At 66.5% G+C, this 24,365-nt stretch carries 22 protein-coding genes; 16 read left to right on the top strand and 6 right to left on the bottom strand.

Annotated features, from left to right (window positions below):
• Positions 1-57: 57 nt before the first annotated feature.
• Positions 58-1,077 carry a TRAP transporter substrate-binding protein gene (locus BCY78_RS04430; protein ID WP_068298396.1) on the bottom strand — a complete coding sequence of 340 codons (1,020 nt, stop codon included), beginning with the start codon at positions 1,075-1,077 and terminating at the stop codon, positions 58-60.
• Between the two features lie 457 nt (positions 1,078-1,534).
• Complete coding sequence (locus BCY78_RS04425; RefSeq protein WP_068298679.1) at positions 1,535-2,497, bottom strand: GlxA family transcriptional regulator; 963 nt, start codon at positions 2,495-2,497, stop codon at positions 1,535-1,537.
• Positions 2,498-2,617: 120 nt separating this feature from the next.
• Here BCY78_RS04425 and BCY78_RS04420 point away from each other — a divergent pair, with 120 nt between their 5' ends.
• From BCY78_RS04420 to BCY78_RS04410, 3 genes are all read left to right on the top strand, one after another.
• On the top strand, positions 2,618-3,289 hold the full coding sequence (locus tag BCY78_RS04420; protein WP_068298393.1) for a DJ-1/PfpI family protein: 672 nt from the start codon (positions 2,618-2,620) through the stop codon (positions 3,287-3,289).
• A gap of 163 nt (positions 3,290-3,452) precedes the next feature.
• A complete protein-coding gene (locus BCY78_RS04415; protein WP_068298390.1) occupies positions 3,453-4,247 on the top strand; it encodes an SDR family NAD(P)-dependent oxidoreductase in 795 nt (264 codons plus the stop codon).
• A 43-nt stretch (positions 4,248-4,290) separates the two neighbouring features.
• Positions 4,291-4,809: a carboxymuconolactone decarboxylase family protein gene (locus BCY78_RS04410; RefSeq protein WP_068298387.1), complete on the top strand. Its 519-nt coding sequence runs from the start codon at positions 4,291-4,293 to the stop codon at positions 4,807-4,809.
• Positions 4,810-4,850: 41 nt separating this feature from the next.
• Here the strand turns inward: BCY78_RS04410 and BCY78_RS04405 are convergent, their stop codons facing one another.
• A complete protein-coding gene (locus tag BCY78_RS04405) occupies positions 4,851-7,292 on the bottom strand; it encodes an FAD-dependent oxidoreductase (RefSeq protein WP_068298385.1) in 2,442 nt (813 codons plus the stop codon).
• A 173-nt stretch (positions 7,293-7,465) separates the two neighbouring features.
• Between BCY78_RS04405 and BCY78_RS04400 the strand changes: the two genes are divergently transcribed.
• The 3 genes from BCY78_RS04400 to BCY78_RS04390 all read left to right on the top strand — a co-directional run bounded on the left by BCY78_RS04400 (position 7,466) and on the right by BCY78_RS04390 (position 9,696).
• Positions 7,466-8,026 (top strand): helix-turn-helix domain-containing protein, encoded by a 561-nt coding sequence (locus tag BCY78_RS04400; RefSeq protein WP_068298381.1) that lies wholly within the window; start codon positions 7,466-7,468, stop codon positions 8,024-8,026.
• Positions 8,027-8,140: 114 nt separating this feature from the next.
• Positions 8,141-8,548 (top strand): Rrf2 family transcriptional regulator, encoded by a 408-nt coding sequence (locus BCY78_RS04395; RefSeq protein WP_068298378.1) that lies wholly within the window; start codon positions 8,141-8,143, stop codon positions 8,546-8,548.
• Between the two features lie 245 nt (positions 8,549-8,793).
• Complete coding sequence (locus BCY78_RS04390) at positions 8,794-9,696, top strand: LysR family transcriptional regulator (protein ID WP_068298375.1); 903 nt, start codon at positions 8,794-8,796, stop codon at positions 9,694-9,696.
• Positions 9,697-9,878: 182 nt separating this feature from the next.
• On the opposite strand, the gene BCY78_RS04385 is transcribed toward BCY78_RS04390, so the two are convergent.
• Entirely contained in the window at positions 9,879-10,367 is a 489-nt protein-coding gene (locus BCY78_RS04385) for a GFA family protein (RefSeq protein WP_068298372.1), read from the bottom strand.
• A gap of 163 nt (positions 10,368-10,530) precedes the next feature.
• Between BCY78_RS04385 and BCY78_RS04380 the strand changes: the two genes are divergently transcribed.
• From BCY78_RS04380 to BCY78_RS04355, 6 genes are read left to right on the top strand one after another with little or no spacing between them, the layout of a single operon-like run.
• Positions 10,531-11,616 carry a hypothetical protein gene (locus BCY78_RS04380; protein ID WP_068298370.1) on the top strand — a complete coding sequence of 362 codons (1,086 nt, stop codon included), beginning with the start codon at positions 10,531-10,533 and terminating at the stop codon, positions 11,614-11,616.
• A gap of 57 nt (positions 11,617-11,673) precedes the next feature.
• Complete coding sequence (locus tag BCY78_RS04375) at positions 11,674-13,638, top strand: tripartite tricarboxylate transporter permease (RefSeq protein WP_068298368.1); 1,965 nt, start codon at positions 11,674-11,676, stop codon at positions 13,636-13,638.
• 13 nt (positions 13,639-13,651) lie between these two features.
• Positions 13,652-14,734 (top strand): amidohydrolase family protein, encoded by a 1,083-nt coding sequence (locus tag BCY78_RS04370; RefSeq protein WP_068298365.1) that lies wholly within the window; start codon positions 13,652-13,654, stop codon positions 14,732-14,734.
• Complete coding sequence (locus tag BCY78_RS04365; RefSeq protein ID WP_199523105.1) at positions 14,727-15,836, top strand: amidohydrolase family protein; 1,110 nt, start codon at positions 14,727-14,729, stop codon at positions 15,834-15,836. The genes BCY78_RS04370 and BCY78_RS04365 overlap by 8 nt, the downstream gene beginning before the upstream one ends.
• Before the next feature lie 17 nt (positions 15,837-15,853).
• Positions 15,854-16,267, top strand: coding sequence for a Rieske (2Fe-2S) protein (locus BCY78_RS04360; protein WP_068298362.1), 414 nt, complete (start codon positions 15,854-15,856; stop codon positions 16,265-16,267).
• A 5-nt stretch (positions 16,268-16,272) separates the two neighbouring features.
• A complete protein-coding gene (locus BCY78_RS04355) occupies positions 16,273-17,487 on the top strand; it encodes an NAD(P)/FAD-dependent oxidoreductase (RefSeq protein ID WP_068298674.1) in 1,215 nt (404 codons plus the stop codon).
• Between the two features lie 68 nt (positions 17,488-17,555).
• On the opposite strand, the gene BCY78_RS04350 is transcribed toward BCY78_RS04355, so the two are convergent.
• Both BCY78_RS04350 and BCY78_RS04345 read right to left on the bottom strand, forming a co-directional pair.
• The gene (locus BCY78_RS04350; RefSeq protein ID WP_068298360.1) at positions 17,556-19,034 is read right to left on the bottom strand and encodes an amidase; all 1,479 of its coding nucleotides are present in this window, start codon (positions 19,032-19,034) and stop codon (positions 17,556-17,558) included.
• 160 nt (positions 19,035-19,194) lie between these two features.
• Positions 19,195-20,154, bottom strand: coding sequence for a helix-turn-helix domain-containing protein (locus BCY78_RS04345; protein WP_158515897.1), 960 nt, complete (start codon positions 20,152-20,154; stop codon positions 19,195-19,197).
• A gap of 271 nt (positions 20,155-20,425) precedes the next feature.
• Between BCY78_RS04345 and BCY78_RS04340 the strand changes: the two genes are divergently transcribed.
• From BCY78_RS04340 to BCY78_RS04325, 4 genes are all read left to right on the top strand, one after another.
• Complete coding sequence (locus BCY78_RS04340; protein ID WP_068298356.1) at positions 20,426-21,064, top strand: cysteine hydrolase family protein; 639 nt, start codon at positions 20,426-20,428, stop codon at positions 21,062-21,064.
• Between the two features lie 71 nt (positions 21,065-21,135).
• On the top strand, positions 21,136-22,404 hold the full coding sequence (locus tag BCY78_RS04335; RefSeq protein WP_068298353.1) for an ABC transporter substrate-binding protein: 1,269 nt from the start codon (positions 21,136-21,138) through the stop codon (positions 22,402-22,404).
• Positions 22,405-22,473: 69 nt separating this feature from the next.
• The gene (locus tag BCY78_RS04330) at positions 22,474-23,340 is read left to right on the top strand and encodes a branched-chain amino acid ABC transporter permease (protein ID WP_068298350.1); all 867 of its coding nucleotides are present in this window, start codon (positions 22,474-22,476) and stop codon (positions 23,338-23,340) included.
• Positions 23,340-24,365, top strand: a complete 1,026-nt coding sequence (locus tag BCY78_RS04325; RefSeq protein ID WP_068298349.1) for a branched-chain amino acid ABC transporter permease — start codon at positions 23,340-23,342, stop codon at positions 24,363-24,365. Before BCY78_RS04330 ends, BCY78_RS04325 begins: the two co-directional genes overlap by 1 nt.

Genomic DNA, 24,365 nt, shown 5'->3' with positions numbered 1-24,365 from the left:
TGGTTCGGTGAAAGTATCATCGGGGCGGCAGTCCGGCCGCCGCCCCGACCTCCTGGATCAGTCGATGGTCACACCGCTGATCGGGCCGATGACGCTGTTGAACGCCTCGACCGCCTCGGGCTCAACCCGCGAGCTCCACATCGGCACCACATGCTCGCGCGCGGCCGCGGCGAGTTCGGGTTGCCACTCGGCCGGGGCCGGGATGGTGATCGACATGCCATGCTCGCGCGCGGCGCTCAGGCCCACCTGGTTGTTGGCATCGCCCAGTCGCCAGCCCTCGTTCGTCAGGTCCTGCGACAGGCCGTCGACGATCTCCTTCAGGTCATCGGGCAGCGCGTTGTAGCTGCGCTGGCCGACGATCACATAGGCGCCGAACGGGGCGAGGTTCACATCGGTCAGGGCCGGCGTCACCTCCCACAGCTGCAGCGCGGTGATCTGGTCCGAGCCGGTCAGCAACCCGTCCATCACCCCGCGCTGAAGCGCCGAATAGACTTCCGAGATCGGCATCGAGATCGGCTCGGCGCCGAAGGCCTCGACATAGGCGGCGAGGCCCGGCGAATAGACGCGGATCTTCTGGCCGCGCAGATCAGCCAGCGAGGTCAGCGGGTTGCGGGTGAACAGATAGGCCGAGTTCCAGGCGAAATTGGCCAGCACCTTGCCGCCGATCTGCGGCTCCAGCGGACGGACCACATCGGTCATCCATTGCGTCATCAGCGCCTTGCCGTTGTCGAAGCTGCTGACCAGACCCGGGATCTCGGTCGCCTCGAGGATCGGCAGGTCGCTCGCGACATAGCTCACATTCGCCTCGGCGATGTCGACGAGGCCGGTGCGCAGGACCCGCAGCACCTCGGTTCCGGTCAGGCCCAGCTCCTGCACGGTGGTCAGCTCCAGCTGGATGCGACCGCCGGTGCGCTGGTCCAGCTGCTCGGCCAGCCAGGCCCATTTGCGATAGCTCTCGCCGTTGGTGTGCATGGCCATCGCCTTCCAGGTGATGACCTCCTGCGCCCGCGCCTTGGCGCCGAACAGTCCGAGACCGGCGGTGCCCGCCGCCAGTTGCATGAAATTGCGACGATCCATGGTGTCCCTCCTGAGGTTCGCGACAGCCCCTCCCGGCTGCGGAGGCATTTCTATACTAACTAGTATGTTTGTAAAGTGGCGAAGCGAAACCCGCATGGGAATGGCCTGCTGGGACAGTTTCTCAGGAGGGCGAATTCGGATGGCACGCCCAGCCCGGCCACCGGAAGGCCTTGTCACAACGTCCATTTTGGGCGGCAGGCGTAACCGAAGCGAGCGTTCCGACGCGGGCCTGAGGGCGCTCCTGCTGGGGTGGGGCCGCCGCCAGACATAGGATCGGCCCTCAGCAAAGGCCGGACGGTGGATTGGCCCTCAGACCAGAATCATCTCACCGGAAAGGCGGCGTCAGGACGTCCCGTCCCGCATCGCGGGCGAGGCGGTGATCATATGCACCAGCTTTCGGGCGGCCTTCCCTCGATCATGCGCATCTCGGCGGGGTCACGCGGGACCTGGCGCGCGCTCACCCTCCCGGGCGCGCAGCCGGGGCAAGACGCCCTTGCGGAACGCCGTAATGGCGGCGCAGCGCCCGGCGCATCGTCCCGGCCGAGGCGAAGCCGCTGCGCAGGGCCACCTGCTCGACCGGAAGATCGGTGCTCTGCAGAAGGCCGCGGGCCAGATCGACCCGGATCGCTTCCACCATCCGGGCGGGGGAGGTGCCGGTCGCCGCGGGAAACTTGCGATGAAAGCTGCGCAAGGATTGGCCGCAGGCCTCGGCCATGACCTCGGCGCGCCAATCGGCGGCGGGATTGGCGAGAACCCGCTCGATCAAGGCCTGATACGGCTCGGCGCTGGCCAGTTGCGCCCGTAACGGCTCGCTGAACTGATCCTGCCCGCCGCTGCGCCGCAGATAGACCACCAGCCGCCGCGCCACCCGGCCCGCCAGCGCCGCGCCGTGATCGCGCTCGACCAAGGCCAGCGCAAGGTCGATCCCGGCCGTCACCCCGGCCGAGGTCCAATACGGCCCGTCTTCGATGAACAGCGGATCGCTCTCGACCCGGATTGCAGGGAAATCGGCGGCCAGCTCGGCGCAGGCGCGCCAATGCGTGACCGCTCGTCGGCCCGCCAGACACCCGCTTTGCGCCAGCAACCGGGCGCCCGTGCAGACCGAGGCCACGCGGTCAGCTCCGGCAATCAGCCCCTCGATCACCCGCATCGCGGCTGGGTCGCGGGCCAGCGGCACCACGCCGGGGCCGCCCGGCAGGATCAACGTCTGCGCCCGTGGCAGCCCCTCGGGCGCTTCCACGACCAGCGGCAGGCCCGAGGCCGAGGTCACCGTTCCCGCGCGCAGGCCGACATAGCGCAGGGCATAGGGGGGATCGGCCCCCTCGTCCGTCGCGGTCGAGAAGACCTGCGCCGGCCCCGCCAGATCGAGTAATTGAAGCCCGTCGAAGCCAAAGAGGTGGAGAATGTGAGCCGTTGGCATGAAACGCCCGTTCTGTGTCATTTACGCCAAATCCTGGTCCGGATTAGCTGACGAAGGGGCCCGCGTCCACAGGCACGACGTCCGCAGGCACGGCGGCCCGTTTCAACGAAAGGCGCGACGATGAACGTGACGATGATCCTTCTGCCCGAGATGGTGGCCCTCGACCTTGTTGGTCCGCATGAGGTCCTCTCGCGCGTGCCGGGGTGGCAGGTCCGGCTTGTGGCGGCGTCGCGGGCACCGGTGCGCGCGGATCGCGGCATGACCATCTTGCCCGATTGCACACGGGACGAGGTGACGGCCACCGATCTGCTGGTCATTCCGGGCGGGGCAGGGGCGGATGTCGCCATGCTGGACCCGGAGTGGATCGCCTTCGTGCGTGCGCAGGTCCTGCAGGCCCGGTACGTTTTCGGCATCTGCACCGGGGCATTTCTGCTGGGGGCCGCGGGGCTTTTGAAAGGGCGGCGCGCCGGGGCGCATTGGCAGGCGCGTGACCTGCTGGCCCAATTCGGCGCGATCCCGGTCGCGGATCGGGTCGTCGTGGACGGGCAGTTCTATACCTCGGGCGGCGTGACCTCGGGGATCGATGCGGCGTTGCAGGTGGTGGCCGACCTCGCCGGGGTGGAGCGCGCGCGGATGATCCAGCTGGCGCTGGAATACGACCCCGCGCCGCCGTTTCCGGGTGGGACGCCCGCGACATCGCCGCAGCCCATCGTCGACGCGGTTCTGGAGGCCGGAAAGGAACGCCGCCAGAGCCGCGAGGCGCAGGTCGCCCGCGCCGCGCGCCTGTTGTGACCGGTCAGGCCCGCATCCAGAAAGTCAGCGCGCCTCGTTCAGGTCTCGATGCAGAGCCTGAGGCGAGGGTGAGGCATCAGAACGGGCTTTCCTCGCCGGGTTGCGAATGCAACCATGGCGCGCAGGCCGTTGGCCTGTCGGGAGGGATGTCAAAGGCTTGGGTATGTTCAGACTGGACGGGAAGATCGCGCTGATCGTCGGATGCGGCGCATCGGGCGAGGGATGGGGCAACGGGCAGGCCATCGCCATCGCCATGGCGCGGCAAGGGGCGGTGATCTTCGGCCTCGACCGCGATCTCGCCGCGGCGGAGCGCACGCGGGATCAGATATTGGCCGAGGGCGGGCAGGCGCAGGTGCGGCAGGCCGATGCGACCTCGGCTGCCGAGATCGAGGCGGCGGTTCAGGCCTGCGTCGCGGCGCATGGACGGATCGACATTCTGGTGAACAACGTCGGCCAATCCGAACCCGGCGATCCCGTCACGCTCAGCGAGGACACGTGGCAGGGGCAGATCGATCTGAACCTCAACACCGCGTTCCTAGGCTGCAAATACGTGCTGCCGGTGATGGAGGGGCAGGGCGGCGGCGCGATAGTCAACGTCTCGTCCATCGCCGGGATGCGGTATATCGGCAAACCGCAGGTCGGCTATGCCGCGGCCAAGGCGGCGCTGATGCAGATGACCAAGACGACGGCAGTGATCTATGCCGAGCGTGGCATCCGCCTGAATTGCGTGGTGCCGGGGCTGATCTTCACGCCCCTGGTGCGGCGGTTGGCCGACAAATACGCCGACGGCGCGTTCGACGCCTTCGTCGAGAAGCGCCACAATCAGGTGCCGATGAAGCGCATGGGCGATGCCTGGGACGTGGCGCATGCGGCACTCTACCTCGCCTCGGACGAGGCCGGCTATGTCACCGCGCAATGCCTCGTGGTGGATGGCGGCATCACCGAGATGACGCCCTGAGCGCGCCCCGCCCCGACCTTTGACACCTTGCCCGGAGAGCCCAATGGCCCGACTGCCCTATCCCGATCTGACCGCCCCCGAAACCGCCCCGCTGGTCGAGCGCATCGTCGCCGAGCGTGGCAAGGTGCTGAACCTCTACCGCATGCTGATGCACTCGCCGGTGGTGGCCGAAGGCTGGCTGAAGCTGTTCACCGCGATCCGCCATCAGGCCAGCCTCTCGGGCCGGCTGCGCGAGATGGTGATCCTGCGCATCGCGGTGATCAACGGCGCGGAATACGAGTTTCAGCAGCACCTGCCGATTGGCCTGCGCGAAGGCCTGACCGGCGACGAGGTCGAGGCCCTGCAGCGCGATGACCTGTCCGGGTTCGCGGCCGCGGATCGCGCGATCCTGGAGCTGTGCGATACGATGACCCGCGACGTTCACGTGCCCGAAGCGATTTTCGCGGCGGCCGCGGCGCATCTGCCAGAGAAGGAGATGGTCGAGCTGGTCGCCACGATTGCCGGCTACAACCTCGTCTCGCGATTCCTGGAGGCCATGGCCATCGACCCCGAGGAGGGCTGACTGGCCTCGGTGAACCCGTTTCTGCGCTTGGAAGGGGGCCCTCAGGCGCGCAGGCGCTGGTTGGTCGGGTCCCAGAGTCCGGCCTGACCGATCACCGTGGCGGGGTAGCGGCGGTCGAAGATCTCGACCTCGAGCGCGGTGCCGGGCTGGTTCAGCGCGGTCTCCAGCATGCCGAGGCCGAGGCAGGCCTGCACCCGGTGCCCCCATGCCGAGGAGGTGATCTCGCCAACGATCCGGCCGTCGTGCCAGAGGTTGGCCATGTAGGTCGCGTCCACCTCGGGGCTGTCGAGGCGCAGCACGGCGAAGCTGGTCGGGCGGGGGTCCTGCTGTTCGCGCAGCAGCGCATCGCGGCCCCGGAAATCCGGTTTCGACAGGTCGACAAAGCGGGCGAGGCCGGCCTGCAACACGCTGTAATCCGTCGAAAGATCGCCCTTCCACGCGCGGTAGCCCTTCTCGATCCGCAGGGCATCGAGTGCGAACATCCCGAAGGGCCGCAGCCCCAGCGGCGCACCAGCTGCCATCACGGCATCCCAGACCGCCGTTGTATCGGCGATACGGCTGTGCAGCTCCCACCCCAACTCGCCGGCGAAGCTGACGCGCGCGAACCAGACCTCGCGCCCCGCAAGGCGGCCTGTCTGGTGGCTGAGCCAGCCCTTCGTCAGGTCAAGCTCCGCCCCCGCCGCCCGCAGGATCTCCCGCGCGGCCGGGCCGGTGAGGATCTGCGTGTCCCAATCGTCGGTCTCGTTGGTCAGGCTGAGGCCGGGGTCCAGATGCGTGCGCAGCCATTCATGGTCATGCAATTCGGCCGTGGCGGCGGTGATCAGGAGGATCTCGTCCTCGGCCATGCGGGCGAGCGACATCTCGGTCACGATCCGCCCCGCGTCATCGGTGAAATAGCCCAGCCCCATCCGCCCGATGGACGGCACCTTGCCGGTGATCTGGCGCGAGAGCCAATCGGCGGCGCCCGGCCCGCTCAGGCGGAAGCGCGAGAAGCCGGGCAGATCGAGGATCCCCGCCGCATCGCGCACCGCTTCGCATTCTTCGCGCACCGCCCCGGCCCAGGGCCCCTCGCGCCGCCAGGTCCGTTGGGCGGCTTCCGAAGTGTCATCGCCCGGCCGCGCGTACCACAGCGCCCGCTCCCAGCCGTTATAGGGCCCGAATTGCGCGCCCAGAGCCGCCACGCGGTCATGCACAGGCGAGAGCTTCTTCAGCCGCCCCTCGGGCCAGACGTGATGCGGGAAATGCACCGCGTATTCATTGGCATAGATCTCCTTGCCCTTGGCGATGGCATAGGCCTCGTCCTCGAAACCGGTGAAGCGGCGCGGGTCGCAGGACCACATGTCCCACTCCGTGCAGCCCTCGGTGATCCATTCCGCCAGCACCTTGCCGGCCCCGCCACCCTGACAGATGCCGAAGGTGAAGACGCAGGCCTCGAAGGCCTTGGGCACTCCGGGCATCGGGCCGATCAGGGGATTGCCGTCGGGGGTATACGGGATCGGGCCGTTGATCACCTTGGTCAGCGTCGCCTGTTCCAGCAGCGGCACGCGGGCCATGGCATCGGTGATCTGGAACTCCAGCCGCTCCAGATCGTCGGGATAGAGCTGGAAGCTGAAATCCTCGGGGAAGGGGTCCTCTGGCGTCGTCCAATGTGCCCGGCAATCGCGCTCATAGGGGCCGAGGTTGAAGCCGAATTTCTCCTGCCGGAGGTAATAGCTGCTGTCCACGTCGCGCAGCAGCGGCAGCTTGTGGCCGACCTCGCCGGACCAGGCCTGCAGCTCGGGGATCGTGTCGAAGAGCATGTATTGATGGCTCATCACCACCATCGGCAGGTCGCGGCCGAACCATTTCGCCACTTCGCGCGCGTAATAGCCGGCGGCGTTCACGACGAACTCGCAGCGGATCTCGCCCTTGGGCGTGGCGATGACCCATTCGTCGCCCTCGCGCCGGGCGCCGGTGGCGGGGCAGAACCGCTCGATCCGCGCGCCCATGCTGCGCGCGCCCTTGGCCAGCGCCTGCGTCAGCTGCGCCGGGTCGATGTCGCCGTCGTTCGGATCATAGAGCGCGCCGGTCAGATCATGCGTCGACAGGAACGGGTACTTGCCCGTCAGATCGCCCGGCGTCAGCAATTCGAGCCCCATGTCCTGCCGCCGGCCCATGCCGACCACGCGGCGGAATTCGTCCAGACGCTCGGGCGTGTGGCCCAGACGGAGCGAGCCCGTGACATGGTAGTTCATCGGGTAGTCAACCTCGCCCGCCAGCCGCCGATACAGATCGGCCGAATAGCGCTGCATGTTCATGATCGACCAGCTCGACGAGAAAGTCGGCACATTCCCCGCCGCATGCCAGGTCGAACCGGCGGTGAGTTCGTTCTTCTCCAGCAACACGCAATCAGTCCAGCCGGCCTTGGCAAGGTGATAGAGCGCCGAGACGCCGACCACGCCGCCGCCGATGATCACCACGCGGGCAGTGCTGGGGAGAGTCATGGGCAGGCCTCGTCTTGGGGTGGAATTGAATTTCAAAACCATGCGAGCGATGAAAATGAAAATCAACGATAGAATTTCACCATGAAGAATTCTTGATGGACTTCCCGGGCCCCGCGCGCGATTCTGCGGCGCCAGATGCAGGGTGTCCCTGCCACGACAAAGGATAGAGGTCAGTGAGCGTCAGCAGTCTCGTCGGATCCGACATCCGTGCGCTTCGGAAGTCGCGGGGCCATACCATCAAGGAGCTGAGCGCGGCGCTCAACCGCTCGGTCGGCTGGCTGTCGCAGGTCGAACGCGGGCAGGCCGTCCCCTCGGTGCAGGACCTGGCCGGGATCGCGACCTTCTTCGACGTGAACATCAGCTTCTTCTTCCGCTCGGCCAAGCAACGGCCTGAGGAACGCGGGCTAGTCCTGCGCGCGAGCGACCGGATGGCCATCGGCTCCAGTGAGAGCGGGCTGACCGAGGAACTGCTCTCGCCCTCGCTGGGTGGCAGTTTCGAGATCATCAAATCGGTCTTCGCGCCGCATTCGAGCAGCGGCGGGATGCGTGCCCCGCGCAAGGCCGAGGATGGGGGCGTTGTCGTCTCAGGGCGACTGACATTGCAGATCGACGACCTCGAAGTCACGCTCGAAGCCGGCGATAGCTTCCAGTTCGCCGAGCGGGAATACGGCTGGCGCAATGAGGGTGACGTGGAAGCGGTGGTGATCTGGGTCATCTCGCCCCCGATCTACTGAGCGCCTTAGAGGGCAGGCTGCACTGGCCGACGTTCCTGCGAAGGCGTAGGGTCAGGCGTTCCCGGATGTGGGTCGCTTTCGCCCCGCACCGCCCAATTGTGCGAGACAACCGCCATGAGACATGACAGCCGCTTGCCCCGTGTCTTGCACGCGCTTCTGCACTTGGGCGGGATGGATCGCCCGGCCACCTCAGACGAGATCGCCGTGATGCTGGCGACCAATTCGGTCGTGGTTCGGCGCACGCTCGGCGGCTTGCGGGATGCCGGGCTGGTGGTGTCGGCCAAGGGTCACGGCGGCGGCTGGACGCTGGCCCGTCCCTTGCACGAGATCTCGCTGTTGGAGCTTTACCGGGCCCTTGGATCGCCAGCGCTGTTCGCGATTGCGCCGGACCGCGAGGATCAGACCTGCCTGCTCGCGCAAGCCGCGAACGCCGCCACGCGGGACGCGCTTGAGGCCGCGCGCGACATCTTCGAGAGCCGGCTGGCTGCTGTCACCGTGGCGGAGATCGTCACCCCGCGTTGACGCGGCCTTGGCCAAGCGATTGCGCGACGCTCGTGTCGTCAGGCCGGCACAGCTTGAGATCCACGAGGCGGGCGTTCTTGACGATCTTCTCGTGGTCGGTGGACCTCCGGTGCCGCCCGTCGCTTGGTCCCGTTGGCTTCGTCGCATGTATGCATTTCGGCCCACGAGCGGCTTGCCTTTCAAGGATCGCCGCCTTGCGTGATGTGTGCCGTTGCGGCTACCCCTAAGGGGAGGGAGGATCCGCCATGCGCGTCGATGTACTGGGATTGCAGGCGTTCATCGCCATCGCGGACCACGGCTCTTTTCGGACGGCGGCGAAGGCGCTGAACCTGTCGCAAACGGCGCTGAGCCACCGCATTGCCAAGATCGAAGCCGATCTGGGCCTGTCCCTGTTCGTCCGCACCACGCGCAAGCTGGCCCTGACGCAGGAAGGCTTGGCGCTGTTGCCGCGCGCGCGCCGGGCCATCGTCGATCTGGAAAAGTCGATGAGCGAGCTGAAACAGCTGGGCCAGTTGCGCCGACAGGAAGTGACCTTGGGCTGCATCCCCTCGCTGGCAACGTCCGTGCTGGCCGATGTGCTGGGCCGCTTCGCCGAGGAGATGCCGCGCGTGCGGGTGCGCGTGCATGACGGCTACGCGCGGGTGATCGCCAGCCAAGTCAATGGCGGGGAAGTGGAATTCGGCCTCGCGGTGCGGATGGGCACCCATTACGAGCTGGAATTCACATCGGTGGTGACCGAGCACTTCGTCGCCGTCTGCCGCCACGACCACCCGCTGGCCGATCGTGATTCCGTTACTTGGGCGGAGCTGGCAGATCACCGTCTGATCGGCAACACCGTCATTGCGCAGGCGCTGCGCATGAGCACGTTGCAGCCCTATTACGAGTTCGAAGCCGAGCAGATCTCGACCGCCGTCAGCTTCGTGAAGCACGGGCTTGGGGTGACCCTGTTGCCCGCTTTCGAGCAATACCAGCCCGGTTATCAGGATCTGCGCAAGCTTCGGGTGACCGACCCTGAGGTCACGCGCGAGATCGGCTTCATGACGCGCCCTGACATGCCGCTCTCCAATCCCGCACGGGTGTTGATGGCGCATATCACGGCACAGCTGCAGGACATTGCCGCGCGCGAGGCAGCCGACCAGAACCGGTGACCCTTCGGGTCGTAGGCCGGCTATTGATGCATTTCCTGCACATATTCTCCAATTCTTCGCGTTTGTCTTTCTGTATACATTCGCCAAGTCTGTCCGCAGGAGGACCGCCCTTTCGAGAGGCGGATCGGGATGGAGGAAACGGCATGGCGTGTCACGCTTTGCGACAGGGCTCAGACCCTTTGTCAGCGGAACCGAGGGCTCATCTTGCTCTGCCAGAGTTGTTCGATGGCGCCCAGGTCGTCTGGCTGGCCGGGCGAAATCAGCACCTCGGGGTCGAAGCGCATCCAGGGCTGCGCGCTGTCGGTCCAGATATGTGCGGCCGGTCGCAGCCAGCTGGTATCGTCCAACGTGCCGCCGCGCAGGTGACAGAACTCGGTACCCGGCCTCGCGTTGAAGATCCGCGCGCCGCAGCCGGGACAGAACACGGTTTCAGAGGTCGTGCCCCTCTCGGTCTGACGCATCCGGGTCTGAACCTCACCGCTCAGGGTCAGATCCGCCCGGCGCACGCGCAGCGACTGGCCGAAGGCGCTGCCCGACTGCCGCTGGCATTGATGGCAATGGCAGGCGAACAGCAGGATCGGCGCCGAGCCGAGCCGGTAGCGCAACGCCCCGCAAGCACAGCCGCCTTCCAGCGGCAAGTCGATGGTCGGGCGTTCGGTATCGGGGGTCATGGCGTGCTCCGGTCTGGACGGGGAGCCGCCATGTGAGCAAGAGGCGCTGCGCCTGACAAGATACAAAATTATCAAAGACTTGCAGCCTTTCTTTGATCGGGAAGGGATCGGATTCTGGCTGCTTGGACATACCCAGATCACCGTCATTCAGGGAGGAGACGACATGATCCAAGGACGTCTAAAAGGGCTGATCGCGACCAGCGCGATCGTTGCGGCGGCGGCATTGCCGGCGACCGCGCAGGTGATTGACCTTGAGGGGAACACGGTCACCATCGTCCATAACGCTTCGCCCGGCGGCTCGACGGGCCTGACGGCCCAGCTGGCGGCCGATGCCTGGACGCAGACGATGGCGGGCAACCCGACGATGGTGGTGCAATCCGTCGAAGGGGGCGCTCTGGCGCGAGGCATCCTGCAGGTGATGAACGCGCGTCCCGACGGGCGCACCATCGGTTGGGTGGCCTGGCAGGGCTCGACCCGGATCCTCGACCCTGAGGATCGGCAGATCCCGTTCCAGGATTTCGGCCTGATCGGTGGGGTCGGGGGCATGACCTTCATCGCCCATACCTCGGCCGCGCCCGACCGGGGCATGAACGAACCCGCCGATCTGCCAAATCTGGAGCATTACCGCTTTGGTGGCTATTCGCCGCGCTCGGGCCCCGCGATCCGCACGGCGGTGGCGATGGACATGCTGGGGGTCGATTGGTCCTTCGTCTCGGGCATGTCGGGGGATACCCCGCTGGAGGCCGCCCGCCAGCGCGGCGAGATCGACGGCTATCCGGTGACGGCGGTCTATTACCAGCAGACGATGCGGGACGGTGTGGTGGCCGATGGCAGCGATATCCCACTGTTCTACTTCAGTCCGCCCAACGAGGACGGCACCGGTCTGTCGGTCGATCCGAACCTTGAGGGGATCTTGCCGTTCGACCAGTATTTCACCCAGGTGACCGGTGCAGCGCCCGAAGGGCCGGGTTGGGAGATGATCCAGTACCACGCCCGCGTGACCGATCCGATCAACTGGCTGGTCGTGGCCCCCCCGGGCACACCCGAGGAGCATCTGGCGATGCTGCGCGAGAGCTTCGCCGAGGCCGTGCAGAGCGAGGAATTCCAGACCCGCGCGGCCGAACTGCTGGGTCAGGTGCCGACCATCTCCTATTATGAGGATGTGCAGGCCATCGTCGACGAAATCGCCGCAACGCCCGAGGCGATGCGCGACCTGCAGCGTGAGTATATCGCGCGGATGGAACGCTGACGCCCTCGGGGGCGCGGCTGACCCGCGCCCCCGATCCGCGCAGTGACGGGAGACATCATGGATTCGCTTCTCGCCGGGATCGCCCTTGCCACGCAGGGGACGACCCTTCTGTATCTCATGCTGGGGGTCCTTCTGGGGCTCTGGTTCGGCGCCATTCCGGGTCTGGGCGGGGTCACGGCGATGATCCTCGTGCTGCCCTTCACCTTCGGGATGGAGCCGCAGGCGGCCTTCGCGCTGCTGCTCGGTGCGCTGGCGGTTTCGACGACCTCGGACACGATCTCTTCGGTGATGCTGGGCATTCCCGGCACGATCGCCTCGCAGGCGACGGTGCTGGACGGCCACCCGATGGCCAAGCAGGGCCGCGTGCTGACCGCTTTCGGCGCGGCCTTCACCGTCTCGGCAATCGGCGGCGTGATCGGCGGCATCGCACTGGCGATCAGCCTGCCGATCATGACCTGGCTGGTGCTGACCTTCGGCGCGCCGGAATTCTTCGTGCTGTCGCTGATCGGCCTTGTGATGGTCGGGGGCGTCAGCGGCAATGCGATCGGCAAGGGCATCGCTGCCGGCGCGCTGGGGCTGCTTTTGTCGCAGATCGGCTATCCCGTCGCCGCCTCGGATCCGCGCTACTGGTTTGACCAGATGTTCCTGATCGACGGCCTGCCGCTGGTGCCGGTGGTGATCGGCCTGTTCGGCATCCCCGAGATGATGCAGCTCGGGACCTCGGGCGGGGCGCTGGCGTCGCAACGCTTCGAGAAGGCCGAGGACGACAGCCTCATGGCCGGCGTCCGCGCCGCGCTGGCAAACCGCTGGCTGGCCATGCGCTGCTCGGTGCTTGGCACCTATGTCGGCATGCTGCCGGGCCTCGGGGCGTCGGTCGTCGACTGGCTGGCCTATGGCCACGGCGTGCAGAGCGCCAAGGACCGCAGCCAGTTCGGCAAGGGCGACGTGCGCGGCGTGATCGCGCCCGAAGCTGCGAACAACGCGACGCTGGGCGGCTCGCTGATCCCGACGCTGGCCTTCGGTATCCCGGGCTCGGGCGCGATGGCGATCCTGCTGGGGGCGATGACGATCCATGGCCTCGTGCCGGGGCCGGCGATGCTGCAGCAGCATCTGCCGCTGACGCTGAGCATGGTCGTGTGCATCATCCTCGCCAATATCGTCGGCGCCGGCGCGCTGATGCTGTGGTCGAAACAAGTCGCCCGCGCGGCCTTCATCGATGGCAATCTGGTGGTGCCGGCGGTCTTCGTGTTCCTCGTCATGGGCTCGTGGATCGGCCAGCCCGAAATCCTGACGCTGGTGGCGCTGCTGGTGATCGGCCTTCTGGGCTTTGCCCTGCATGCCGCCGGCTGGCCCCGTCCGCCCTTGATTCTGGGGTTCGTGCTGGGGCCGGTGATGGAGAATTCGCTGGCGATCACCGCGCAGGCCTACACGCTGACCGAAGTCCTTTCGCGTCCGTCGATCCTGATCCTGATCGCGCTGTTGCTGCTGATCTTCATCGGCGCCGCGAGGGCCATCGCCAAACGCCGCAACGATTTCAAGATCGAGATCGGCGCGTCCGCCAGCCGGGGCAGCCTGATGCTGTCGCTGGCGCTGGGGATCGGCTGTATTGCGCTGTTCGTCTGGGCCTTTGATCAGGCACAGGAGTGGAGCTTCCTCAGCCGCGTCTTCCCGATGGCGATCTGCTCGGTCGGCGCTGTGGTCGCCCTCGGCTGTGCGGTTCAGGACTTCCGGACGCTGCGCCGCTATCAGCCGACGGGCGCCGAGGACACTCTGGCGGGCTTCTGGCGCCATCACCGCCGCGAGGTGCTGATCTTCGTGATCTTCGCGGTGACGATCGCACTGGTGCCGGTGCTGGGCCTTGCCGGCGCAATGTTGGCCTTCACCGCCCTCTATCTGCTGGGCTGGGGCCGCTTCGGCTGGCTGACCGCCGTCCTCTACACCGCCGGCGTCGGGGCGTTCCTCTACGTCGTCTACCACCGGATGCTGCACGTCCCCTTCGTGCCGCCCTTCTTCCTGTCCTGAACCGGAGTTTCCGATGACAACCCAGACCCTTGATCAGGCCGGGACGCCGGCTGCCACGCGGGGGGCGCGCATCGATTGCGACGTGCATCCGCGCCTGCCTCGCCGCTTGGATCTTGCCCCGCATGCTCCGAAATACTGGGCCGAGATGTTCGACTACCGGGCCATCGACCGGCAGGAGCTGATGACCTACGCGACCTCGACCCTGCCGTTGCGCCCGGATGATCCGGCGGTGCAGGCGGATGCGGCCGGGCTGGCGCGGGCGCATCTGGACCCGATGGGCGTGGATGCGGCGATCCTGAACGTCCTGTCCGGGGCCCATGCCGCCTATGACCCCTATCTGGCCACGGCCATGTGCGAGGCCACGAACCGTTGGCTGGCCGCGGAATGGCTGGATCGAGACCCAAGGTTGCGCGCCTCGGCTCTCGTGCCGTTCCAAAACCCTGAGGCCGCGGTGGCCGAGATCGAACGCTTGGCACAGGATCGCCGCTTCGTGCAGATCCTTGCCGTTCTGGGCGGGGAGAAGCCGCTCGGCAGGCGGGAGTACTGGCCGATCTACCGCGCGGCGGCCGAGCATGGCTTTGCGCTCGGCGTGCATCCGGGCGGCACCAATCGCCATTCGCCCGGCCAGTCGGGTTTTTCCGCCACGCGGGTCGAAGAGGTCACCCTGCACATCCAGACCTTCGCCAGTCAGGTCGCCAGCCTCGTGGCCGAGGGGGTGTTCAACGAGTTTCCCAGCCTGCGCGTGGTGCTGATGGAGAGCGGCATCTCGTGGCTGCCGGGGCTGATGTGGCGGATGTCGAAGGACTGGAAAGGCGCGCGCATCGAGGTGCCGTGGCTGGAGCGCCCGCCGATCGAGATCATCACCCAACATTTCCGCGTGACCACCCAACCGTTCGACGGCCCCACTGATCCCGCCGTGGCGGCGCGGGTGCTGGATCAACTGCCGGATGCCGGCATGTTGCTGTGGTCCTCGGACTTTCCCCATCGCCATGTTGATCGCGGCCTGCCCACGGGCCTTCCCGAGGCGCTGCATCCCGGCGTCCGGGGCGGCAACGCGCTGGCCACCTATGACCGATTGGAGCTGACCCATGTCTGAGACCATGACCAAGGACCTGTCGGGCGCGACCCCGGTCGCCCGTTCGAAGCAGCCCGTGGTGGATTGCGACATCCACCCCGCCTACCGCTCGCCCGAGGAACTGGCGTCCTACCTGCCAGCCCGCTGGCGCCAGCACGTCGCGGATTTCGGCATTCACTCGCCCTCGCCACTGGTCGGCGCGCTGCCCTATCCGCGCCTTGCCCATGGCATGCGGCAGGACAGCTATCCGCCCGTCGGCGGCCCGCCGGCCTCGGACCTGCCGTTCCTGCAAGAGCAGCTTCTCGATCCGCTGAACATCACTTTCGGCATCCTCCAGCCGCTCAGCGCCGGCCACGGAGCACTGAACCACGGGCTGGGTGAAGCGCTGTGCGCGGGCACCAACGATTGGCAGGTGGAACGCTGGCTGGACCCCGAACCCCGCCTGCGTGGCTCGATCGCGGTGATGCAAGAGGATCCGCAAGCCGCGCTGCGCGAGATCGAGGTCCGGGCCAAGGACAAGCGCTTCGTGCAGATCTCGATCACGCCGCGTCCGGCCGAGCCTGCAGGCAGCCGCCGCTATTGGCCGATCTTCGAGGCGGCCGAGGCCTTGAACCTGCCCATCAGCATGCATTCCGCCGCCTTCGGCAACCGCGCCAACACCGGATCGGGCTGGACGTCCTTCTATATCGAGGAACACTTCGCCTTCTCGCATGCGGCCCAAGCGGCGCTGGCCAGCATGATCTTCCAAGGCGTGTTCGATCAGTTCCCCAAGCTGAAGCTGATCCTCGTCGAGGGCGGCTTTGCCTGGCTGCCGCCCACCGTCTGGCGCATGGAGCGCGAGTTCGACCGCTACCGCGGCGAGGTGCCGGACCTGAAGCGACGCCCGGCCGAGTATGTGCGCGACCATGTCTGGCTGACCACGCAACCGGTTGAGGAGCCTCCGAAATCCAGCCAGTTGAGCGATCTGATCGACTGGATCGGCATCGATAGGCTGCTGTTCTCGACCGACTATCCGCATTGGGATTTCGACCACCCGGATTACGCCTTCCGCGTGCCGCTGACGCCTGAACAACGGGCCAAGCTGATGCACGACAACGCCGTCGGCGTCTTCAACCTCAGCTGACGAAGGAACAGGCAGAGATGACAGAACATGTGGTTTGCCGGCTGGACGAGATTCCGGTCGGCTCGGCGAAGCGTGTCTCGATCGGCCCGCGCGACATCGCCATCTTCAACGTGGGTGGAAAGCTCTCGGCGATTGCCAACCGTTGCCCGCATGAGGGGGCGCAATTGTGCCTCGGGCGGGTGTCCGGCTCGGCGCGGGCCGACCGCCCCGGCCAGCACCGGCTGGAGCGAGAGGGCGAGCTGGTGCGCTGTCCGTGGCACGGCTGGGAATTCGATCTGGCGACCGGCAAGTCCTATTGCGACCCTGAGCGCATGAAGGTGCGTTCGTTCGAGGTCAGCGTGAAACCCGGCGATACGCTGGCAGAAGGCCCCTACCAGATCGAGACCTTTGAGGTCTCCGTGCGCGACGCCTATGTGGTGCTGACGCTGTGATCGGGGTGGATGTGCTGATCATCGGTGCGGGTCAGGCGGCGGCGTCCTGTGCGGCGCGGTTGCGGGCCGAGGGGTTCGACGGCTCGATTGCCGTCCTTGGTGCCGAAGAGGCCCCGCCCTACCAGCGTCCGGCGCTCTCCAAGGCCTATCTGACCGGCGCCATTGGCCGCGAGCGCCTGTTTCTGCGTCCCGAAGCGTTCTATCCCGACAACGGGATCGACCTGCGCACGGGCTGCCGCGTGACCGGGATCGACCCCGCCGCGCGGCGCGTCATACTGGCCGATGGCGGGTCACTGACATGGTCACGGGCGCTGGTTCTGGCGACGGGCTCGGTGCCCCGGCGCTTGCCGGCCGCAATCGGCGGTGACTTGGCCGGGGTGCATGTGTTGCGCGATCTCGTCGATGCCGATGGCCTGTCGCCGGCCCTTGAAGCCGGGCGGCGGGTGCTGGTGGTCGGCGGCGGTTATGTCGGCCTTGAGGCGGCGGCGGTCTGCGCGAAACGCGGGTTGGCGGTCACCCTGATCGAAGCCACACCGCGCATCCTGCAACGGGTCGCAGCGCCGGAAACCGCCGATTACTTCCGCGCCTTGCACCATGGTCAAGGCGTCGATCTGCGAGAAGGCGTGGGGCTGGCCCGCTTGGTCGGTGATGCCGGGCGGGTGGTCGGGGCGGAACTGACGGACGGCACCACCTTGCCGGTGGACTTGGTGATTGCGGGGATCGGCATCACGCCCGATACCGCGCTGGCCGAGGCTGCTGGCGTTGCGCTCGACAACGGGATCGCCGTGGATGCCGAGTGCCGGACATCCATTCCCGGCATCTGGGCGGCGGGCGATTGCGCCTCGTGCCTGTTCGAGGGGCAGCGCATCCGCCTTGAAAGCGTCGGCAATGCCGTGGACATGGGCGAGGCTGTCGCGCGCAACATCCTCGGGGCGGGGTTGGCGTACGGCCCCAAACCGTGGTTCTGGTCCGACCAGTTCGACGTGAAGCTGCAGATCGCCGGCCTGAACATTGGTTATGACGCCCTGCATGTGCGCGCTGGGGATCGGGGGGCTCGGTCGCATTGGTATTATCGCAAGGGACGCCTCATTGCGGTCGATGCGATGAACGATCCGCGCGGCTATATGACGGGCAAACGGCTGATCGAGAGCGGCGTTTCCCCCGATGCCGCGCTGCTCGCAGACCCGACGACCGACCTGCGTGCCCTGATGCGGGCCTGACAGCGCGGCCTCGGTCGAAGCCGCGTCAGGTCACCCGCGAGAACCCCGTCCCGAGCCGCCGGTCGCGATCACAGGTCGGGATCGAGATGGCGGTAGTGATCCGCCCAAGGGCGCGCCTGCTCGAAGCAGGCCGCCGCCCGCATGACCTCCAGATCCTGATAGCGCCCGCCGATGATCTGAAGTCCAACCGGCAGGCCTTCTGCAAGGCCCGCGGGGATTGAGGCGGCGGGGTTGCCGGTCAGGTTGGTCAGATAGGTGAGGCACCAGCCGATCAGGGGATTGACCGACTGGCCATTGATCGCGACCGGGCCGGTGGTCTCGCCCTTGGGCCCGTTGGGCACCGGCAAGGCGGCTGTCGTCGGCGACACGATCAGGTCGACAGTCTCGAAGGCCGCGGCGAAGGTGTCGTAGATCTGGCTGCGCAGCATCTGGTCGTGCTGCATGTCGGTGTAGGACTGGGTCCGCACCACCTCCATCCAGTAGAGCAGGGGCTCGGGCAGTTGATCGGCATGATCGCGGATCAGGTCGATGCCGCTTGCGCGCAACCCGTCTACCATGGCGAAGGAGCCGGCCGAGATCAGGCGGCACCACAGATCGCTCAGGCTGCGCTGATCCATCGGCATGCGGATGTCCAGTTCGATCACCTCGGCCCCGCAATCGCTGAATGCCTTGATGGCCTGTTCGACCACGGAGGCAACCTCGGCCTGCACCGGATAGACGCCGAAATCGCGGGTGTAGCCGATCCGCGTGCCGCGCAGGGACTGGGGCTGCAGCGCGCTGAGGAAATCGACGGGCTGCGGATTGCTGAACGGGTCTCGGGCGTCGTGACCCGAGAGGACGGACATCGCCAAGGCGAGATCCTCGACCGAGCGCGCCACCGGACCTTCGTAGACGAAGGGCGAGGTGCCGCCGAAGGCATTGGGGCGCATCACCATCGGCACCCGCCCCTGCGAGGGCTGGAAGCCCGCGATGCCGCACCACGAGGCCGGGATGCGGATCGAGCCGCCGCCATCCGACGCCCCGGCCACCGGCACGATCCCACTGGCAACCGCCGCCGCGCTTCCGCCAGAGGATCCGCCGGTGTTGCGCGTCAGGTCGAACGGATTCTTCGACGCGCCGTACAGGGGATTGTCCGTCGCCGCATTGAACCCGAGGACCGGCGCATTGGTCTTGCCGAGGAGGATAGCATCCGCCGCCTCCATCCGTTGCGGATAGGTGCTCCAGAACTCCGGGCGGAACGATTGCAGCGCTGCCACGCCCCCCATTGTCGAAGGCCAGCCCGGCTTGAAGTCGAACAGGTCCTTCATCAGCGTCGGAACGCCTGCCATCGCGCCGACACGCTCGCCCTTGGCAATCCGCTGGTCCAGATCGGCCGCCTGTTTCCGCGCGCCGTCGAAATCGGTGAAGATGACGGCGTTCAAAGCGGGATTTCTGCGCTCGATCCGGTCGATCGCCGCGTCGATCATCTCGACCGCCGAGACCGCGCGGCTTTGCACCAGCCGAGCCGTTTGCGTGGCGCTCAGCGCGTCTTCGTCCAGAATTTTCATCAGCCTGCTCCGTCACGGCGGCCGTCAGCGGCCACCCGGTCCAAGGCTACGATGCGCGGCGACACGACCGCTTTGCCCAGAGTGACAGTCTGGTGACGGGACTGGTCTCGGGCTGCCATTCCGGCAACGCCCGGTCCGACCGCAAGACCCTCGCGGCCGATCAGCCGTCGAAGCGATACCGCTGGCCGGCGCGGATGTTCGATGGAGGCACGCCGTACATCGCGCGGAAGGCCTTGCTGAAATGCGACACGTCCTTGAAGCCGCATTGCAGGGCAATGTCGGTGATCCGGTCGTCCCTTGCGTCGGACAAAAGGCGGTAGGCGGTCTTCAGGCGCTGATCCCAGAGCCACTGGATCGGCGTCGTCGCGTCATGGGCGAACAGCCGGTACAGGGTCCGGGGGGCCATCGAGCGGGCCTGCGCGATCGCGTCGACATCAAGCTCGGGGTCATTCATGCGGGCCAGCATGAAATCCTTCACCTCGCTGAGCCGCCGCTCCGCCCGCGCAGTCGGGGCGTGATCGCCGATCGCGGTATCGATCGTGGCAGAGAGGATATCCAGCAACGAGGCCCCGATCCGGCGATCGAGGCTGTTGTCGCTGGAGGCCGACAGATCGAAGAGCTGCCGCACCATCGAGCCGGTCATCGGCGCCATCCGCGTCGTCCCCGAGATCTTCTGCGCTGCCTTGAGCTCGATGTCATGCGAACGCGCCTCCAACAGCGGGCGCGGGATCATCACCATTACCGCATGGGCCAAGGGGCCGAAATGCAGATCGAAGGGGCGCGCCTGATCCTGCAGAACCATGTCGCCGGCCCGAAGGGTGAGCTGACGGCCGTTCTGATCGAGCCCGGTCGTGCCTTCCAGCATCAGCCAGAACATGAAGCAATCGCGCTGATCCTTGCGGATGTTCGCCTGCCGCCGCGTGACATGAATGGTGTCGTCGCCCCGGGTCGAGGACCAGATCTCGTCGAAGGCCAGATCGCCGAACTCGCGGATCACGACCCGCGCCTTGAAGCCACGTTCGGCGGGCGCGTTACTCTCCGTTATCGAGAACTGACGGCAAGTCACATGGTGCCAATGCTCGAAACTGTCTTCAGGTTTAACGGCAACAATCTCTGTCATGCTGTCCATCTCCGGGTCCGGCGCCTCCATCGCCGGGATGTTTCAGACATGGATGCTAAGGCCAGTCCAGCGCATGAGGCAAGGGACATGCGCCGACCCGTCGGCACTGCCTTGCGGATTGGCAGGCGCAGACCAAGGAGGTCATAAAATTGTCACCTACGGCAAAGCGGCTCGTCGACGCCGGGGCCTAGGCTTTCCGGGTCAGCGATCCTTTGATCGGCCGCGCCACAGGGGTGGAGGCCGGGGATCGCCCAACCCAAGGAGACCCCCCATGGCCATGCAGATCGACCAGTTCGATCCCCGGACGACCGCCGTCATCGTCGTCGACATGCAGAATGACTTCATTGCTTCGGGCGCGCCGCTGGAGACGCCGATGGGCCGCGCGCTGCTGCCGACCCTGTCGCGGCTTCTGGACCATGCGCGCCAAAGCGGCATGAGCGTGATCTACACCACCCATGCCCACCGCAAGAGCGGCTGCGACATGGGCATGTTCGCCGAGATTTATCCGCCGATCGCCGATCGGGCCGGCCTGATCGACGAGACCTCGGGCATCGAGATCTATCCGGCCGTTGCCCCGCAAGGCGACGAGATCGTCATCAAGAAGCACCGCTACAGCGCCTTCTTCGGCACCGACCTCGACATCATCCTGCGCTCGTCGGGGATCAAAACCGTGGTGGTCACAGGTGTCACCACCGAGAATTGCTGCCAGTCCACGGCACGCGACGCGATGTTCCTCGGCTATCACGTCGCCTTCATCTCGGACGCGACCGGCACCTATGACTATCCCGATGCGGGCTTCGGGCCGATCCCCGCGCAGGACGTGCACCGCGTCACGCTGGGAATCCTCGCCGTCTCGACCGCGCATGTGATGACTACGGACGCGCTGATCCAGAAAACGATCGCTGCCTGAACAGCGACCCATCCGGAAACGGAGGGCGGTCGCGTGCCGCCCGGTCCGTTTCCCAACCAACAGGGACCATCATGACGGACACCAACACGACAACCAAAGCCAGAGGATCGACCGGCCTTTCGCGCCGCCGCTTCACCTCGCTCCTGCTGGCCTCCGGGGTCTCGGCTCCGGCGATCCTGCGCGCCTCGGGCGCACGGGCGACCGATAGCGTGAAGATGGCCGCGCTCCTCGACCTCTCGGGCGGGCTCGACATCTATGGCCGGCCCATGCTCATGGCGATGGAGATGGCGGTCGAGGAGATCAACGCGACCGGCGGGCTGAACGGCAAGCCGTTGGAGCTGATCACCTATGACACCCAGTCGAACATGCAGCTCTATGCGCAATACGCGCAGCAGGCTGCGCTGCAGGATCAGGTGGATCTGGTGCATGGCGGCATCACCTCGTCCTCGCGCGAGGTGATCCGGCCGATCCTGAACCGCTACAACACGCTCTACCTTTATTCGACGCAATACGAGGGCGGGGTCTGCGACCGGAACACCTTCTGCACCGGCACGACGCCGGCGATGACCAGCAAATCGCCGATCCCCTATACGATCGACATGTGGGGCCCGAAATTCTACTCGATCGGGGCGGATTACAACGCGCCGCGCATCATGTCGGACTGGAGCCGGACCTTCGGCGAACAGGCGGGCGGTGAGCAGGTCGCCAATGATTTCTTCCCGCTGAACGTCACCGAATTCGGCGCGCTGATCACCAAGATCCAGCAGGCGCGGCCGGATTTCGTCTGCTCGGCGCTGATTGGGGCTGCGCATCTGGGCTTCTACCGGCAATGGGCGGCGGCGGGGATGCTGTCCGAGATCCCGATCTTCTCGTTCACCTTCGGCTCGGGCAACGAGCACATGATGCTGCCGCCCGAAGAGAGCGAGGGGATCATCACCCCCTGCTCGTATTTCCAGGAGATCGACAGCGCGTTGAACCGCGACTGGGTCTCGCGCTATCACGCCCGCTATGGCGACGACGCGCCCTATCAGAACAACGTGTCGATCGGCGGCTACGAGGGGACCTGGCTTTGGGCGACGGCGGTGCGCAATGCCGGCACGGCCGAGCGCGAGGCAGTCATCGAGGCCATGGAGGCCGGCACCAGCTGGACCGGCCCCGGCGGCACGCTGACGATGAACGCGGCCAACCACCACAGCTCGCGCGACATCTTCTTCGGTCGCTGCACGGGCGGGGCCTGGGAGCCGTTCCACACCTGGGAGAACCAGCAGCCCTCGGACACCGACGGCCGCTGCGACCTGATCGCCAACCCCGGCCAGAACGTCCAGTTCGGCGCCGAATGAGCCGGGTCTTGGTCGGGGTTCCGGATCTGGGCCCCGATCTGACCGGAACACGAGCAAGCGGGTAATGCCATGGACCTAGTCCTCATCCTCACGCTTCAGGGGGTCGTCGCGATTGCGACGATCCTGCTGTTCAGCATCGGCCTTGCGATCATCTTCGGGATGATGCGGGTCATCAATCTGGCGCATGGCGAGTTCATGATGATCGGTGCCTATGGCGCGGTGAAATCGCATGAAGCCGGCCTCAACCTCTGGGTCGCGATGCTGGTCGTCGCGCCGCTGGTCGCGGCTCTGTTCGGCCTCGTGGTCGAGCGCGTGCTGATCCGCCATCTCTATGGCCGGCTGATCGACACGCTGCTGGCGACCTGGGGTTTGAGCCTCTTTACCGTCGGCGTCGTCACCATGATCTTCGGCAATACCACCAGCGGCGTGCCGACCCCGCTCGGCACCCTCAGGATCGGCGATTACGGGCTGGGGCAGTACAACCTCGTCATCGTGGGCGTGACCCTTCTGGTGCTGGCGCTGGTGGCGCTGGTGCTGAAGCGGACCTCGGCCGGCGTTCTCGCCCGCGCGACGATGCAGAACCCCGAGATGATCGCCGCGCTGGGATACAATCCGCGCCGCATCTATGCCGCCACCTTTGCCATCGGTTCGGGCCTTGCCGGCCTCGCCGGCGGGCTCCTCGCCCCCCTGACCGGCGTCATTCCGGCGATGGGTGTGGCCTTTGTTGCCAAGGCCTTCATCACCGTCATCTCGGGCGGCGCGGCTGTTATCCTCGGCACAGGCACCGCCGCCGCGATCTACGGCGTGATCTCGCAATCGGTCACCTATGTGTCGACCTCCGTCATCGGCGAGGCCTCGCTGTTCCTCGCCGCCATCATCCTTCTGCGTCTGCTGCCCAACGGCTTCGCCGGACGCTTCTTCAAGGGAGGCGTGTGATGCCGCAAACCTTCGCCCCTCGTCACGCCGGCACGCTGGCGACCAGCGTGCTGATCCTTGGCGCAGCTGTTGTGCTGCCGCAGACGCTTGGCCTGTTCACCCTGCTGCAGCTGACGGTCTATGCCGTCATGGCGATCCTCGCGCTGAGCCTGTCGATCACCTGGGGCCTTGGCGGGGTCCTGTGCTTCGGGCAGGCGGCCTTCTTCGGCCTCGGCGGCTATACCTACGCCGTTGCTGTCACCAATTTCGGCGAGAGCACCCTGCCGATCCTGCTGGCAGTGCTGGTGCAGGCGCTGGTGGCCCTGTGCCTTGGCTGGTTCATGTTCATGGGGCGGCTGTCGGATCTCTATGTCGGCGTCGTCACCCTGTGCACCTCGCTGATCCTGTTCAACTTCGCCAATTCCACCTCTGACCCCTGGTATCGGATCGGCAGCGCCGCTCTCAACGGTTTCAACGGGATGCCTGCGATCCGGGGGATCAACATCCCCTTCCTGCCGGGCGCACTGCTGTCGCCGGTGCAAAGCTTCGTCCTGACGATGCTGGCACTGCTCGCGGTCTATCTGCTGTGCAAGACCATCGCCGGCTCCAGCTGGGGGCGCGTCGTCGCGGCCACCCGCCAGAACCCGCTCAGGGCCGAGCTGATGGGCTATGACACGGCGCGGGTGAAGCTGGGGATCTTCGTCATCGGCAGCGCCGTCGCGGGGTTTGCCGGCTGCCTGTTCGTCAACTGGAACGGCTTCGTCTCGCCCGATGTCTTCGGCCTGTCGATGTCGGCGCAGATCATGATCTGGATGATCGTCGGCGGCCGCGAGACCTTCGTCGGGCCGATCGTCGGCGCCTTCGCGCTGCAGGCGCTCGTCTCGCGGCTGGGCGTCGGCAGCGAGATCAACGCCAATGTCGTGCTGGGCGGGCTGCTGATGATCTTCGTCGTGCTGGTCCCTCGCGGGATCCTGCCGACGGTCAGGGACGGGCTTCTGTCATTGGGTCGCAAATGGGGGCCGGGCAAGACCCGCGAGGTGAACTGA

The organism is Pararhodobacter sp. CCB-MM2 (assembly GCF_001691415.1).
GTDB lineage: Bacteria > Pseudomonadota > Alphaproteobacteria > Rhodobacterales > Rhodobacteraceae > Pararhodobacter.
Note: the sequence above shows the minus strand (reverse complement) of the source record. Positions and strands in the feature narration are given on the sequence as shown.